12 protein-coding genes and 1 tRNA gene are annotated in these 16,693 nt (G+C 33.7%); 6 read left to right on the top strand and 7 right to left on the bottom strand.

What is annotated here, in order from left to right; all coding sequences use genetic code 11:
• The first annotated feature begins 1 nt into the window (after position 1).
• From RGRSB_RS07245 to RGRSB_RS07230, 5 genes are all read left to right on the top strand, one after another.
• Positions 2-787 carry an ABC transporter permease gene (locus RGRSB_RS07245; protein WP_119261004.1) on the top strand — a complete coding sequence of 262 codons (786 nt, stop codon included), beginning with the start codon at positions 2-4 and terminating at the stop codon, positions 785-787.
• 46 nt (positions 788-833) lie between these two features.
• Positions 834-2,747 carry a GldG family protein gene (locus RGRSB_RS07240; RefSeq protein ID WP_119260466.1) on the top strand — a complete coding sequence of 638 codons (1,914 nt, stop codon included), beginning with the start codon at positions 834-836 and terminating at the stop codon, positions 2,745-2,747.
• A 55-nt stretch (positions 2,748-2,802) separates the two neighbouring features.
• Positions 2,803-3,408: a DUF4340 domain-containing protein gene (locus tag RGRSB_RS07235; RefSeq protein ID WP_119260465.1), complete on the top strand. Its 606-nt coding sequence runs from the start codon at positions 2,803-2,805 to the stop codon at positions 3,406-3,408.
• Positions 3,409-4,693: 1,285 nt separating this feature from the next.
• Complete coding sequence (locus RGRSB_RS10180; RefSeq protein WP_172582068.1) at positions 4,694-4,846, top strand: hypothetical protein; 153 nt, start codon at positions 4,694-4,696, stop codon at positions 4,844-4,846.
• 118 nt (positions 4,847-4,964) lie between these two features.
• The gene (locus tag RGRSB_RS07230; RefSeq protein WP_119260464.1) at positions 4,965-5,201 is read left to right on the top strand and encodes an AMP-binding enzyme; all 237 of its coding nucleotides are present in this window, start codon (positions 4,965-4,967) and stop codon (positions 5,199-5,201) included.
• Between the two features lie 381 nt (positions 5,202-5,582).
• Here RGRSB_RS07230 and RGRSB_RS07225 read toward each other — a convergent pair whose 3' ends face one another.
• The 5 genes from RGRSB_RS07225 to RGRSB_RS07205 form a co-directional block, all read right to left on the bottom strand.
• The gene (locus RGRSB_RS07225; RefSeq protein WP_119260463.1) at positions 5,583-5,828 is read right to left on the bottom strand and encodes a hypothetical protein; all 246 of its coding nucleotides are present in this window, start codon (positions 5,826-5,828) and stop codon (positions 5,583-5,585) included.
• 184 nt (positions 5,829-6,012) lie between these two features.
• Complete coding sequence (locus RGRSB_RS07220; protein WP_119261003.1) at positions 6,013-8,283, bottom strand: heavy metal translocating P-type ATPase; 2,271 nt, start codon at positions 8,281-8,283, stop codon at positions 6,013-6,015.
• 216 nt (positions 8,284-8,499) lie between these two features.
• The gene (locus RGRSB_RS10305) at positions 8,500-8,748 is read right to left on the bottom strand and encodes a MerR family transcriptional regulator (protein ID WP_197715882.1); all 249 of its coding nucleotides are present in this window, start codon (positions 8,746-8,748) and stop codon (positions 8,500-8,502) included.
• Positions 8,749-8,914: 166 nt separating this feature from the next.
• On the bottom strand, positions 8,915-10,747 hold the full coding sequence (locus tag RGRSB_RS07210; RefSeq protein ID WP_119260462.1) for an ABC transporter ATP-binding protein: 1,833 nt from the start codon (positions 10,745-10,747) through the stop codon (positions 8,915-8,917).
• Between the two features lie 1,285 nt (positions 10,748-12,032).
• Positions 12,033-12,449 carry a Fur family transcriptional regulator gene (locus RGRSB_RS07205; protein ID WP_119260461.1) on the bottom strand — a complete coding sequence of 139 codons (417 nt, stop codon included), beginning with the start codon at positions 12,447-12,449 and terminating at the stop codon, positions 12,033-12,035.
• Between the two features lie 193 nt (positions 12,450-12,642).
• Between RGRSB_RS07205 and RGRSB_RS07200 the strand changes: the two genes are divergently transcribed.
• The gene (locus RGRSB_RS07200; RefSeq protein WP_119260460.1) at positions 12,643-13,215 is read left to right on the top strand and encodes a peroxiredoxin; all 573 of its coding nucleotides are present in this window, start codon (positions 12,643-12,645) and stop codon (positions 13,213-13,215) included.
• Positions 13,216-13,830: 615 nt separating this feature from the next.
• Here the strand turns inward: RGRSB_RS07200 and RGRSB_RS07195 are convergent.
• The gene (locus RGRSB_RS07195) at positions 13,831-15,579 is read right to left on the bottom strand and encodes an Rqc2 family fibronectin-binding protein (protein ID WP_119260459.1); all 1,749 of its coding nucleotides are present in this window, start codon (positions 15,577-15,579) and stop codon (positions 13,831-13,833) included.
• A gap of 864 nt (positions 15,580-16,443) precedes the next feature.
• Positions 16,444-16,517 (bottom strand) — tRNA-Pro (locus tag RGRSB_RS07190).
• Positions 16,518-16,693 lie beyond the last annotated feature (176 nt).

Genomic DNA, 16,693 nt, shown 5'->3' with positions numbered 1-16,693 from the left:
TATGATTTTAGCTAATTTAACTGCCATTGTCCGTAAGGAATTTCAAAGTTATTTTTATACTCCTTTTGCTTATATTATTGCAGCATTTTTTTGGCTGATTTCAGGATTTTTTTTTAATGCAATTCTTGATCAATTAACCCAAGATATTAGCTTTCTCGAGCAAAGTGGACAGATTTCCCAGTCTGTTGATGTTGCTAGTCAATTTTTGGAAGCCTTTTCAGGAGTAATTATTTCTTTGTTCTTAGTGCTTCTTCCTGCATTATCTATGGGATTATATTCCGAAGAACGTAAACGAGGAACCTTAGAACTTTTAGCAACTTCTCCAGTAAATAATTGGGTGGTTGCTTTTGGTAAACTTTTAGGAGTTATTAGCCTTCTTATCGTATTGATGGTTCCTATCTGGATCTGGGAAACTATTGTGTTTAGTGCCGCCAATCCTCCAGTTAGTATACAAATTATTTTACTAACTCACTTGTCTTTATTCCTTATTTCTACAGCTATCTTGTCACTAGGAATGTTTGTTTCTTCTTTAACAGATAGTTCTGTATTAGCCTATATTCTGACATTCATTTTAATTCTTTTTCTTTGGATTATAGATTTGGTGGCCAATAGTATAATCGAACCTTTCAGTAGTATCTTATCTCATCTTTCTCTTTTTGATAGTTACAACAATCTCGTTAGAGGTGTTTTAGAACCTAGTAGTCTAGTTCTATTTGCCAGTTATATTTTTATCGGTATTTTTCTAACGGCTCAATCTATAGAGATTTTAAGGTTTCAACGAAGTTAGAATTTTCTGTAATCTATGTATTTTAAATGAAATAGAAACAAAAAATATGTTTAACTACCGCAAAGTCTTGAAATACTTATTGATTCCAGGACTAATTATGACTGTAGCAGGTTTAATAGCAGAATATATGACCAAAAGTGGGTCAATTCTATATGTCAGTTTAATCGTTACTGGAAGTATTTTCCTTATCATTTGGCTATTATCTCTATTGATTGTTAGACGAAGTTTCTGGCAAAGAAGATCAAGTCAAGCAGGAACTAATGCTTTGGTATCCACTCTGTCTTTAATGATTATTTTAGGAATAATTAACTTCTTAGCAGTTCGTTATTTAACCCCAATTGATTTAACAGAAAATCAACTCTTTACTGTTTCTTCCCAAACTCAAAAAATTGTAAAAAATATTAATGAACCTATCAAAGTATGGTTATTTGTCAAAGATCCTAATCCTAGAGATAAAGACCTATTAGAAAATTATCGTCGCTATAATGAAAAGTTTGAATTTGAATTTATTGATCCTGATACTAACCTTGGATTAACCAAACGATTTAATGTTAATTCATTAGGAGATGTATACCTAGAATATAGGGATAAAAAACAGTTAGTACAAACCTTGATTCAGTTTAATACTCAAGAACCTTTGTCTGAAATAAAACTAACTAATGCTATTGAAAAAATTCAGCGTAATTATATTCCTACAGTTTATTTCCTTCAGGGACATGGAGAATATTCTTTAGAAGAATCTCACGATAACAGTATTTTTATAGCTGTTAACAGTTTAAAAAATAAAGGGTATAATATTGAACCTCTCAATTTAGTAACGTCTTCTAAAATTCCTGATGATGCAGATGCAATAATTATTGCAGGTTCTCAACGCAAATTATTTGAACAAGAAGTTAAAGCATTAGAGATTTATTCAGATCAGGGAGGGAATCTTCTCTTATTACTTAATCCTAATATTGAGACAGGTTTAGAAACTATCCTAGAGAAATGGGGAGTTAAACTAGACAATCGTGTTGTAATAGATAGTTCAGGGCGAGGAAATTTAGTTGGTTTAGGTCCAGTAACTCCTTTGATTAATACCTATGGAAATCACCCCATTACGAAAGAGTTTAAAAATGGAATTTCGTTCTATCCATTAGCGCGTCCTATTGATACTATTAAAGTAGAAAATGTAGAGGCAACTTCTCTATTAATTGCCAGTGAAAAAATGTGGGCTGAAAGTAACGTAGAGTCTGAGGAGTTTACCTTTGATGAAACTCAAGACATCGCCGGTCCGTTTGATTTAGGAGTTGTTTTAATTCGTCAAATTGATCCAAATAAAAAGCAGAAACCTCAATTATCTCCTTCTTCTAGTCAACTAGATAAGGATTCTCCGATACCTTCTCAGACAGAGAAACAGATTGATAAAAAACTACCTAAAAAAGAAACAAAAAAAACCACTTTTTCTTTTCCCAAAGAGATAGAAATTCCTTCCAAACCTAATTCTTCCTCTATGATAACTCCTTCAGAAGGGGAAAAATTCTCTATACTTTCTCCTTATCTCAATAAGACGAAAGTTATATTAGTTTCTAATATTCTTGATATTCAAGATAATGATTATTCTTCTCCTTTAGAAAAAATAGAAACTCAAAACAATGATTTTCTTTCTGAAGAAAACCATAAGAAAACGATACTAAAAAGTCCTGAGACAATTGAATCTCGTTTAGTCATAATTGGTAATTCAATGTTCATTACTAATAATTTATTTAATCAACAACTTAATGGTGATGTTTTCTTAAATTCAGTTCAATGGTTAGTAAGTCAAGATGATAAACTTCTATCAATCCGTCCTAAAGAAGCAAAAAATCGTAGGATAAATTTGACTACGTTACAGGCAGGATTATTGACTTTTCTAACATTAGTATTTTTTCCATTAGGAGGGTTTATTGCAGGTTTCATGACTTGGTTACGTAGACGGTAAAAGATAGACAAAATATTTAACCGTAAATTAGGAATATAAATAGTTTAGAAAATTTATGAAGTTACAGAAAAAAACTTGGGGTTTGTTGATAGCTGCTGTCTTTTTATGCATTACTGTATATATTTACGAAATTAAATTTCAACAACAACAATCACAAATTAAATCAAATAATAATAAATTGTTTGATTTTACCGAAGAAGACATAAAAAATATCACTGTTAAAACTCAACAAGATACTTTAGAGTTTCAACGAAATGAAGATGATAAAAGGTTTTGGAAAATGACTCAACCTAAACAAGAAACTGCTAATAATGCAACTATTTCATTTTTAATTAATCTTTTAGTTACTGGAGAAAGTGAGCGCCGCTTTACAATTTCCACTAGTCAACAAAAAAATTATGGTTTTAACAAACCATTAGCAACTATAGAAGTCATACTAAATGATGGGAATAAGCATCAAATAGTTTTAGGGAATTCTGATTTTAATGATAGTTTTTTATATGCTCAAGTAGATCCTAATAATCAAGATACAACAGAGCTAATTATCAACTTAGTCCCTAAAAACTATCGATATGCAATTGATAGAGAAATAGATGAATGGTTAGAAATAAATGAATCATCAAAAAGATCGAAAAATACTGATATAGAATTAAAAAAATAGTTAATTAAATTTAAAATCTAAAAAATTTAGAAGTTTACTCTCATGTATGGACTAAAACAATTATTTTTTCATAAATCTGTCTATAGAATTAGATGTATTTTTAGTCTTAAATTAACATTTTTATTGAGTAATTAGATGTAGATTAACATTGACTATAAAATTAATTTAAGATAATCAGCTTTATAAAACTTTTCAAGAATGAAAATGGATAATTTATTCACTATATCAGAAATAAATATTGATTCTATATTGTACGAAGAAAGATCATTTAATCTGTCCTCTGAATTCTCTAAAAATACTCATGTCAAAAACTTAAACTAATATAAGCAACTATATGAAAAATAAAAATATGATTCTGAAATTTGTTGAGCAGAATTGACCGAACAAAAATTACATTGGTTCAAAAGGTAGAAGCAAGTTCTTGACTGGTAATCTCTCTTTAAAAGATAGTTTATTGGAGGTAAACTCAACATTCCTTACAATTTTCTTAATCGCCATTTAACCATCTTGTGGTAAAACAAAATGGCTATGTTAGCTTGTACAAATACGGGGACAAGCTAACATAGTATTGTATTCGAGGGATTTAGTGCCGAAACGTTGAAAAATTACTTGGAAGATGCTTAAGTAAAAATAGTCGTTACAGCTGACGACAGATTGCGCAAATATAAAGTAGTTTCCCTCCAATCTTAAGTTGATTTAGCCTTGTAACAGGGGCAAATGCTGTTGAAAAAATAATCGTTGTTGAACACACCAAAAAAGCCGTTACTATGGACAAAGAAAAAAATTACTGATGATATAGGTCTGAAAAAAAATACTTCTACAGACTGTCCGGCTAAAGTGATTAATAGTGAAAACACTCTAATTTATTCTCTAGACCAGTGGTAGTAATAGAAAATCCTAGGAAGTCGTGTGTATCACCAGAGAGTATAATCTTTACACTTAACATGACTAAAAAATGAATTTTTTATTTAAAGGATACGGATGTCCATTGGTGTACTGTGGCTGTTAGTTGGATCGCTAGACATATTTATGTTATCTATAGCCGCTATCTAGTGGCGCTGCCAGTTCAATACATGAAGGATTTCTCTGTCATTTTAACCCTGGTTGTTTCTAGGATGTAGTAGAAACAACCGTAATATGTTGTATTCTGCCCCAACCGCTTCCCAACTAGGATAATCTATCCTCCTTACGCTTATTAGGAACCTTTTACAATACCATTAACCCCGAAGCTTAGATCTGCTCTCATCGCGTCATTAGGGGTGAACAAGGTACCATCATTAATACATTGTGGCAAACGGAAACGGGAGGCATAATGATTGCGGTCTTACTCGGAGCTATTTCCATCGAACCTGGATCAGCAACTCCTCCTTATTTTCCTGGCATTGTAGCGGATGTGTTAAATAAAGCAGATAATACTGTTTCTGATAATATTGGATGATAATTAGTGGTAATTAGACACCATTGATCAAGTATGCTACGCAACATTTATAACAAACCTAAACGTTTCGAGATGACTTATTAGGGTCCCGTTTCTCTAGTTGACAAGAAGCATATTTATGCTACTGAAGATAGTGCGCGTCAAGATAAAAATGGCTATTTTTGGATCATGGAACAAGTTGATGATGTTCTGCATATTTCAGGTACCATGTTTAGGTCCAATGGAGTTAGAATCGGTGTTGGTGTCTCATAGTACACTTGCTAAAGTGTTGGTGGTTGGGGTTCCCCATAAGACTAAAGGGGAAGATATTCATGCTTTTGTCACCTTTGAAGATAACTGTAGTGCAAATGACTAAGTTAGCTAAGGAATTAAAACAACACATTTTTTAATGCTTTTGTATTTAAACACAACATTTCTTCTCTTATTCTCGTTCTGGAGAAGATGTTTGGAGCATAGATTAACTTTTATAATTTTCGCTCTTCTAATTTTATCAAATGAATTTTTAGGTAGGCTGGTATCTAGCGATTGCTCTTTCTCAGCTATTTTTTTACTCTACACTGATTTAAGCTCACTTAACTTAGTGTCTCGAATTTATAAATTACCTGAAATGTATTCATCCCATAATAAAAAATATATTTTTCTAGTTTATTATGGATCAACTCTACCAAACTTACTTTATTTAGAAGTAAGTCAATCGCTTGGCAAAAATTCAGAAATAAACCTTAGCTACAACTTCTTAAATATGTTTATCAATATTGTTTTTTTGAGATTTTGTTCTACTAAATAAAAACCACCAAATTTCTATTCCAATTAATCCTGCTCCCCCCAATGTTACCAAAATTTTTAATGTTAATGGTTGTTCTAGATGAGAGAATTGACTATTGGTTTCTCGAGGTTTTATCTTAGCGTAAGAAACAGAAATATTTCCTAATATCAAACTAAGACTTATTAGAGCAGAAAAAACTACTTTTATCTTGTTCATTAAGAAACTCCTTGTTAATAAAGAATAAGTAAATAAATGAGACAGTAATTTTACATTTAGTTAAAATAACTATTTTACTAACTTCCGTTAAAGATAGTTATTTTTAATAGTGCTCATATTACCTTACCTAAATTGCAACAGCTAAGACAATAATGAAAGACTATAATAATTGCAAATTAATGAGTTATTTCGGATTAAAGTTTCGTAATCTCAAAGCATTTATCACTACGGAAAAAGAACTAAAAGCCATTGCTGTTCCTGCAATCATAGGATTCAATAGCCAACCGCAAAAAGGATATAAAATTCCGGCGGCGATAGGAATACCAAGACTATTATAAATATATGCAAAAAAGAGATTTTCTTTAATATTTCTCATAGTGGCATGACTCAGTTGAATTGCCGTGACAATGCCTCGTAAATCCCCAGAAATTAATGTTAAATCACTTGCCGCCATTGCTACATCGGTCCCCGTCCCGAGCGCTATTCCTACATCAGCTTGTGCTAAAGCAGGTGCATCATTAATCCCATCTCCAACCATTGCTACAATTTTTGTTTGTCGTGTACAGCTATTTCTTTCTTGTTGAATTTGTTCAATGATACTAGCTTTTTGATCCGGACGCACTTGGGCAAAAACTCTTTGGATACCTACTTCAGAAGCTATAGCTTCCGCAGTTTTCTGATTGTCTCCTGTTAACATTACTACTTCTAAACCCATTCTTTGTAAGGATTTAACGGCCTCTAATGACGAAGGTTTAGTTGCATCCGCAATACCAATTAAGCCCTCAATTTGTCCATCTACAGCTATTAGAGCGGTTGTTTTGGCTTCACTTTCCCATTGTTGACGGGTGGCATCTAAAGATTGAGTATTAATATCTAACATATCCATCCATCTTTGTGTGCCAATTTGTACCAGTTTCCCTAAAACTTTCCCCTGAACTCCCATTCCGGCAACAGCTTCAAAATTTCTAACTTCAGGAAACGGTATCTTGACTTGTTGAGATTGAGCGTAATTAATCACTGCTTCGGCTAAAGGATGTTCAGATTTTTTTTCTAGAGCGGCCCCAAGTTTTAAGAGTTCTAGTTCATTACTGTTAGCCACACCATTAACAGTAGTGTAATTAGTAACACTAGGTTTTCCTTGAGTGATGGTTCCTGTTTTATCAAGAACAACCGTGTTTAGCCTATGGGCTAGTTCTAAACTATCAGCCCCCTTAATCAAAATACCATTTTCCGCTCCTTTTCCTGTTCCAACCATAATAGATGTAGGTGTTGCTAAACCCAATGCACAGGGACAGGCAATAATTAAAACTCCCACTGTTGTAATCATAGCTAGGGTAACATTCCCCATTGTATTAAACCAAATTACAAATGTAGCAATGGCAACGGCAATCACTCCTGGGACAAACCATCCAGTTACTTGATCAGCTAATTGTTGAATTGGAGCTTTACTCCCTTGGGCATCTTGGACTAACTTAACAATCTGTGCCAACATTGCATCTTTTCCTACTTTTGTCGCTTTTAATTTAAAACTTCCTGTCTTATTAATGGTTGCTCCAATTACTTCATCTCCTGCTTTTTTCTTAACAGGGATAGGTTCTCCTGTTATCATTGATTCATCAATGGAAGATTCTCCCTCAACTACTTCACCATCGACAGGAATTTTTTCTCCAGGACGTACTAAAATCACATCATCCACAACTACTTGTTTGATGGGAATATCTATTTCTTTCTCATTACGAATCACTCTAGCTGTTTTGGCTTGTAAACCCATTAATTTCCGTATCGCTTCTGAGGTTTGTCCTCTGGCTTTATGCTCTAACATTTTTCCTAATAAAACTAGGGTAATAACTACAGAAACGGTTTCATAATAAACTTCTGCAGCAACGCCATGAGACTTAAATACATGTGGAAATACAGTTGTAAATAAAGAGTATAAATAGGCAACTCCAGTACCTAGAGAAACTAGGGTATCCATATTAGCTGAATGAAATTTAAAGGACTTCCAAGCCCCTATAAAAAAGTCTTGACCTACCCAAAAAATAACTGGAGTTGTTAAGAAAAATTGCACCCAGAAATTATGTAAAAAGGGAGGAATCCAGGTTATTTTCAATCCTGTCATCATCGGGAGACCTCCGATGATTAATAAGACACTAATAATAGAACCGACAATTAATTTACGGGTTAATTCTTGTTGCTTGGCTACTTTCGTTGCTTTCTCCAAATTTTCTTCGTTCGTTCCTTCGAAAATGGGATGGGCATCATAACCCGCGTCTTTTACTGCTTGTTGAATAACTGATAAATTAGTTTTTGTCGGATTATAAGTTACAGTTGCTCGAGAGATAGCAAAATTAACGTTGCCTTGAGTGACTCCCTCCACTTCTTGAATAACTTTTTCAATCGCAGAAGCACAACCGGCACAACTCATTCCTTGTAGTTTTAAATGACAAGTTTTCATTCGAATTATAACTTTAAGATTCTTTAAAAAAGTATTCTGTCTAGCATTTGATGATTTACTCAAAATTAAAGGACAAATTTTGGCACCTTGGGCCAAGGATGGAGATTAGTTATCCAGTCAGTTTTATATCGCTCTAATTCAGTTTTTAAAAGGATCATTTGCTTGATGTTTATCTCTGGCTTCTTTATTTTACTATCTAGTAAACCTTGTGCTAAATCACAAAGTACTTTCCCATATCTTGTATACTGAGAGTTCACTTGATTTCTTTGAGGGTGAAGCTAAGGAATTGGGCTTTTTCATAAATTTTACCTGTTGACTCATCTCTAAAATAGAATGACAATAGTTATTTTTACCTTTTTTTACGGGTTCAAGAAGGCTTAAGTCGCTGTAATAGCGCAAATTTTCTGTAGAAAAACCTGTTTGTTGGGTGAGTTTACTAATTTTGAGATAAGGCATTGTATTCATAATTATAGGTATAACGAATATTTTTTTACTGATTGGTATATGTTTTTTAGTAAATTAATAAAGTTAGGATCTAAGAATTTATGAAAATTATTTCTTAATTTTTCTTTTTTAAAAAAAGCCCAATTATATTCAGTGATTATGCCTTATTTATTTAAACGACTATTAACTATTCTTTGTTCTTCATCATTTGCAGCTTGTATAAATCATTATACAGTCCTCCTTTTTTTAATAATTCTTGATGATTTCCCTCTTCAAGTAACTCACCTTTTTTAAATACAAGAATGCGATCTACATCCCGAATCGTTGAAAGTCGATGAGCGATAATAACGGCGGTTCTCTGATTTAATAAATGATTCAATGCGTCTTGAATTAATGCCTCTGTTTTCACGTCCAAACTAGAAGTAGCTTCATCCAAAACCAAAATACGAGGATTACGAATAGCCACTCTAGCAAATGCTAATAATTGTTTTTGTCCTCCAGACAAATTTGTTCCTCTTTCCCGAACTTTAGTTTTATAGCCTTGAGGAAGCTCGTTAATAAATTGCTCAATATTAGTTATATTAGCTGCTTTTTGCACCTGTTCAAAACAATAATCCTCTCCTAAAGTAATGTTACGCATAACGTCCCCTGCAAAAAGAAAATTTTCTTGTAAGATGACACCAATATATCGTCGTAGTTCAATTTTAGAAATCTCTCTAATATCCACACCATCAATAAGAATTCTTCCTTGAATGGGATCATAGAAACGACATAGTAGACGAATAATAGAACTTTTTCCAGCTCCAGTAGGACCAACAAATGCAACCTTTTCTCCTGCATGAATGGTAAAGTCTAAATTTTTGAGAACATACTCATCTTTTTTATAACCAAACCAAACATTTTGAAAACAAACTTCGCCATTTGCATTCCGCTGAGAAAACCCTGATAAAAAGTTTATTTTATCTTCAGGTTCAAGAATTTCAATGGGTTCATTCATCAACTCACTAATACGTTCTATGGCTGTAAATCCAGCTTGAAACATAGTTAATTTATCAGCTAGTTGACGCAAAGGATTAAACAAACGTTGTGCGTAGAGAATAAATGCAGATAAAGTACCAAAGGTAATTACTTCATCGACAATAAAAACTCCTCCTAACCATAAAACTCCTGCAATCGCTACTAAACTAATCCATTCTAAGGTTGCAGAAACAGCCGAGTCATGGAAGATTGTTTTATCAACTTCCTTGCGATATCGTTCATTGGTAGAACGAAATAATTCTGAATTAAAAAGTTCTCGGCGAAACAATTGAACAACGTTAATTCCAGCTATATTTTCCTGTAAAATAGAATTGAGTTTAGAAAGTTCTTCTCTTGCTTTGTAATTTGCTTTTCGATATTGATTTTGGAAATAGATGATTAATCCAGTAACAGGAATCATCATTAAGACCAGCATTAATGCTAATTTTACTTGTACTGTAATCATAGTGATAATAATTACAACAATATAAATACCATCACTTAAAACGCCAATTGCACCACTAGAAAATACATCTCCTAATGCCTCAACATCACTGGTTAATCTTGTTACTAAGCGTCCTACTGGGGTACGATTAAAGAAACCCATTCCTAATGAGGTAACATGAGTAAATAAATCTTTACGTATGTCTGCGGTAATTGTTTGTCCTATTTTTTGAACAAGATATCCTTGAAAAGAAGCGCAACAAACACGAATAATAACTGTGATTAATAATAATATACTCAGCCATGTTATGCCTTCTTCTATAGAAATGGTTCTTAAAAACCTCCATGTAGACTCCTGACGTAAAAGAGAAACGGCTTGTCCAATAATTAAAGGTTGTATCGCCCCGGCAGTAGCCAATGGTATAAGTAACCCCATCGCTAGTAACAATAAATGAACATGGCGACGGAAATAAGGGACTAGTCTAAAGATGAGTCTTCTATTACTCTCATTGAGATGGTTCAAGTTTTGTTGTTGACGTATAGGTAGGAAAACGGACATAGAGTTAATAGTTAAGAGTTTATGATTAAGATAAGTTAAAGTAACACACGCTTCTAGTTAGTATCTTTTCTCTCAAATAGGGTGTATCTTTAGGAAAACAGATATATCAATTGGTAAAATACCATTTTATGATTAATAAATCTACTAAATAATTAATGATTACTGATTATTGACTTTAATTAAAGTACCTATTTTTTAAATAGACCTCTTTTCAGCTTGAAATAACGGACTATTTTATATCAAATAAATTCATTGTAATTCAATTAGAATAATTCATGTAGTAACAATGTTTTTCACAAAATATTAAGCTGTAAAGATATGCTTGTTACAAGTCTTCACCCTTTAAATTAATTTCTCTAAGATCAGGGGCAACTGTTTGATTCTTTTGTCACCATGTTAGCCATCTTTTGTTGCCTTACTGTAATGAAGCAAACTGTTCCACATCTGCCATGAATGCAATTTTTATGTTAACTGTACATTACAGTTAGCCTATCAAAAAATAGAATCCTAGAAGAAAAGACAAAGTTAAAGCTTTTTGTATGATACAAGCTCACTAACTCTGGCAAACACTATATTGGATTATGAAACTTTGGTAGAAGAACTTGATGCATTAAAGGATAATACACTCTAATTTTTATGGTACTTGCTGTTTTCTAGAGAGAAGCAATCATAATTTTTACTTCTTCTCGCAATCTTGCCAAAGAGATACTCAACTTTTCTGAAAAATCAAATATATGCCAACTAATTTTCTTTATTTGTCCAAATCAAGAATTAGGGTTAAGCCTGGAAGATAAAGGATGACATTTTACCTACATCGGAAAATTAGTTTTTGGATTAGGTTATTACAACCATTATAAAAATATAAACCAACAATCATATCACACTTTCATTACAATTCAAAGGATAATTATAAAGAAGGAAAATCATAAAGGGAAAAAAAGATAAATTCATTACGGTTAAATTACTCAGAAGTTAATTACTAACTCAAACAATTGTATTAAAAATAATAAAAAATGAAGAAATCTGCATTCATAATTCAACGGTCTCAGAAGTTACACGTTGACAAATGAACTTACAACATGGTCTCTCTGAAAAGACAAAGAGTCTTGAAAAACCCAAATATTGAAAACCCTTTCAAAAATAAAATCGTTTGATTTTATGTTTTAGTTAAAATTTTAACTTATGCATATCTTAGAATAATTCAAGGGTGTATTAGCGTAGAGCAATACACCCTTGAATACCAGTATTGTTATGTTAACTTATTCGAACAAACAATTAACTCTATTTACTTACAGTTTTCACATAATCCCTGAACCGTAATTTCATAACTGTCTACGGTTAAACCAGCACGAAGAGAATTCAGATTGATGGATTGGAAAGTATACCAATCGATATCTTCTATTTTCTCACATTGCCGACAACGGAAATGATGATGAGGAGAAACATTCGCATCATATCGAGAGACTCCCTCTTGTAACAAGACTTCTCGAATCAAATTGACTTCTCTTAGGGTCTGTAAAGCACTATAAACTGTCGCTTGAGAAGAGGTGAAGATCTCTCTATTGAGATCTGTCAAAAGCTGTTCGGCTGTAGGATGATCTCCGCGCGATCTCAAATTAGCATAGACGGCAAAGCGTTGAGGTGTTATCCTCAACCCTTTTGATTTTAAGATTGTCACAATTTCACTTTTGTGAACACTCATTTTTGTTTTAAGACTTTAATTTTCCCAGATTGTAACGATTTCTATTGTAGCGTCAACTCTATATAGTAACTTTTCTTAAAATCTATATTGTTATAACTCTTGACAAATTATTATATAAGAATTATTCTTATACAAAGTTACAGCAAAAACTGTATACAATTACACTATATAACAGAGTGAGGCAACAAAAAATATGGCTGTCATTGAAAAAGTTCCCCATGCTGTCTTTAAGACTCGCGTCCGTGATGAGTCTGTTTCTGGACCCAATCCCTACCGTTGGCAAGATTTAACCACCAAGGAGATCTTTGCCGGCAAGAAGGTCGTTGTTTTCTCTTTACCTGGGGCATTTACTCCCACTTGTTCATCTAACCACTTACCTCGCTATGAAGACTTATATAAAGAGTTCAAGGCACAAGGAGTAGATCAAGTTATTTGTCTGTCCGTTAATGATGCTTTTGTTATGTTCCAATGGGGCAAGCAACAGGGTGCCACCAATGTATTTTTACTTCCTGACGGTAACGGAGAATTCACCCGTAAAATGGGAATGTTAGTTGATAAGTCTAACCTCGGGTTTGGAATGCGTTCCTGGCGTTATTCCATGCTGGTTAACGACTGCAAGATTGAAAAAATCTTCATAGAACCTGAATTCTCCGATAACTGTCCTACTGATCCCTTTGAAGTATCTGACGCTGATACCATGTTAGCTTATCTTAAAGGAACAAAATCTAAGGGTGTTTCTCAACCGAGTAAAGCATTTGTTGGTTAATCAATAATCGGACTTAAAATTTGTACAAAATCTAGAAGTAGGGGGGAATGAGTGTTCGCCCCTATTTTAAAAAAAAATAAAAAACTGGAGTAGGCTTCTCAGTCCTCTCCAGCGCTGTCACGGAATTCAGTTCTGTTCTATAGGTAGTTTAACTGCTTATTCATGGTACATCTTTTTAGTAGATGCTAATTTACTTTTGCTAATCCTTAAAACCTTGATCTTTATTGGCTTTGAGTGCTTTAGTTAACCTTTATGGAGTGAGTGTTCACGTCAGAAATGAAAAGAAGTGGCTTTTATGGCTTGAATACCTTGACATGAGCCTTATTAACCCTGAGTACATCAATGGTAATCCGTAGTTCCATAAATACTATACCCCTACAGTAAAAATATTAGTTCCCTAGCCCAAAATAAATTTTTCTTTTAAATCTAATCCTTGTCGGAACTGAATTCTGATGTTTGAGTACAAAACTGATCAGTTTAATAAATGTTGTCGAGGAAAATGTTGATTAAAAAGTTAATTAAACAAAAAACCAGTGACCACAATCACCGGTAGCTCGAAATAGTCTTGTTGTTGATCCTTATTGAACATTGTTATTTCATTATTTATGGAAAAAATTAATTTGTTGTCTCCCCCTGATTTTTTAAGTAAATTTGCGTTTTATGCGGTTGGCCCCATAGCAGTTTTTCCCGCTTATAGATAACCATTCCTGGTTTAGATCTTTTAGGCTTGTAAACATATTTGGGTTCGGTATAAACGATAGGGACATGCTCACTGAATCTAGCACGACTGTAATAAGCAGCCCAATCTGCGGCACATTGTAAGTCCACTTCATTAGGTTTTTGCCCTGGTTCTAAGCGCAATAAAACGTGACTGCCAACACTCCCTTGGGTATGAAACCATAAGTCATAATCCCCTGCAGTACAAAAAGTTAAGCGATCATTTTGTCGGTTATTACGACCCACCCAGACTTCTAGCCCTGATGGGGTAAGGTATTGATGAGGTTGAGATTCGTCTAAACGACTAGAATTACTTTGAGTAGAAGACTTCAGGTAATTTTGTTGAATAAGTTCTTCTCGGATTTCCTGGAGAGTTTGCAAATCTTGGGGAGAGTCATAGATATCTAATTGATTCAAATTTTCTTCGACCTGTTCTAAGTAGTCAATTTCCTCTTTAACCTCGGTTAATAAGGGTTCAACAATACTACTAGCTCGTTTTAATTTTTGGTGTTGTTTATAGAGATATTGGGCGTTTTGGACAGCGTTTTTTTCAGGGTTTAAGTGAATTTCAACTGTTTTTTCCGTTTCAAAGTTTTTCAAAAAAATAGACTTCATTCCTGGTTTCCATAAATGCAAATATGCCATCAATAAATCTCCTTGTTGGCGATATTGACCAGCTTCGATAGATTGTTGTAGTTTTTGAGTAAAGTTAGATTCTTTAACTCGCAGTTTTTTGAGAAGAGAACTGAGTTTTTGTAACAGTTGATGACGTAGTTGTTGAAAAGTTTGATAATTAATTTGCTCTTGATAGTATTGATTGATTAAGATTTGTATCTCAGAGGCAGGTTTAACCATTCCCCATCCTAAAACGGTATAACCTTTTTCTGTCCATCCAGGTTTAAAATCTGCTGTAACTAAAATAATTAGCCAGGTTTGCCACAAACAAAATAATCGATTCCAGTCGGATAATCTTAGAGTGTCCGTTGATTGTTTAGGGTCCAAATTAGCTGTTTGAATCATCGAATGGGCAACTACCGGACTTAGCCCGCAGTAATTATCTAACATTTGCTTCTTTAATGCCTTAGGAAGGAGACTAATTCTTTCTTGCCAACATTCGTAAGGTTCCTCTAATTTAGGTAAAGTCCCTATCAAAGTAGGAGGAAATTCGTAGGGTTGTCCAGTTTCAACAGTACGCACACTTGATTGATTAGCAGTTACTTGATGCCCAACAGTGATAATCTGTCGTTTAGCGTCGGTCAGAATGATGTTACTGTATTTGCCCATAATTTCTAAAAACAAATGCCAGACGGGGGGCTCGCCAGGGCGTTTGGCAAATTGTAAATCAACAACTCTTTCCCAGGGAGCAATCATCTCTAGAGAAGTTAGGGCGTATCCATTGAGTTGATGGCGTAATTGATCGCTAAAAGTAAAGGTATCAAGAGTATGAGGAGGAGGATCCCCAATACAAAGTCGAGCAGCCTGAGGATGCCAAGAAATAGTTAACCAACTACGTTTTTCGATGGTTCGTAGGGCAAGGGAAATAGTGTGACGGTCACGTTGATAAACTTGTTCAAGACGAGAGGGGATCCAATGGGTTTGGAGTTCTCGACAAATAGCGGTTAGAGTGGTGACATCAAAAGATTGCATAGTGTCTCAACGACAAAAATAAGTAGTGGCTTAAGTTCTCATTGTCTCTAATTTTTAGATTTACCCCAACTACAACAAACCTAAAAATTACATATTGGCAAGATGAACTTAAATATACAACTTATAAAAATATAAAGTAATTATTAAAAATAACGGATATAAAACTGATAGTAAGTGTTATTGAATCCTCTATATTTGCAACATGAGTTTAACAAAGATTTATAGAGAGAAACGGAAGCAACGACTCTAGACTCAATATTGAAAGCAGTATTTCTTGAAGTATTGTTTTCTAAATATAGAATCTCGTCCTGATCTTGGTGAGGCGTTTTGTGATGTAGATGACTTCTATCAAAGATCTGAACAGCATTGTTATGCTATTCCTAAATTGAAGGATTTGAACTGTGTTCAATTATACACAATCTCGATGAATCATTAATTTTTTTTAATTAGACTAATTGCCTGTACTTAATTTACCTGAAAAATCTTTCTCAAATTCTGGAGTAAAGAGTAGATTTGTCTTGCGTCCTGATATTTTCAAATATCTATCATAGTTTTAGATGTCACAAATAACAACTTTTTTTAAAAAAATCCTGTCGGACTTAACATAATTTGTAGAGTCATACTATCAATAGTAATAAATCCCAAGTCTTAAGTTTTCTTGAAACCAATAATTAATTATCCTAATGATCCTGATATTGATAGCATCAGCAAAAATTTTGACAGTAACCTCCCCTTTATTCCCAGAGGCTGTCTTGTCTAAGCCTGGAATATGATAGAAGTATCTCGGGGTTGACAAGGAATTAGCCGACAATTAATAAATAACTAAATTGAGATCACTATATGGAGTGATTATTTCCGATTAAATCGGAGCGGCGGGATTTGAACCCACGACCCCCACTACCCCAAAGTGGTGCGCTACCAAGCTGCGCTACGCCCCGCTATCTGCAGAGTACAATTGTAGACCATATTCCAATTACAATGCAACCTTTTATTGAAAGAAAAATTTTTGTTCTCTGTGACTTTCCCTAAGGCTTTAGATAAAGATGCCTGCGATTACCTCCAATTCATCTTGTAACACAAGACGTAGAATCAACCCCAGGCATCTATCAAAAAC

Origin of the sequence: cyanobacterium endosymbiont of Rhopalodia gibberula (assembly GCF_003574135.1) — a bacterium.
Classification (GTDB): Bacteria; Cyanobacteriota; Cyanobacteriia; order Cyanobacteriales; family Microcystaceae; genus Rippkaea.
This window is presented reverse-complemented; position numbering and strand designations above follow the sequence as displayed.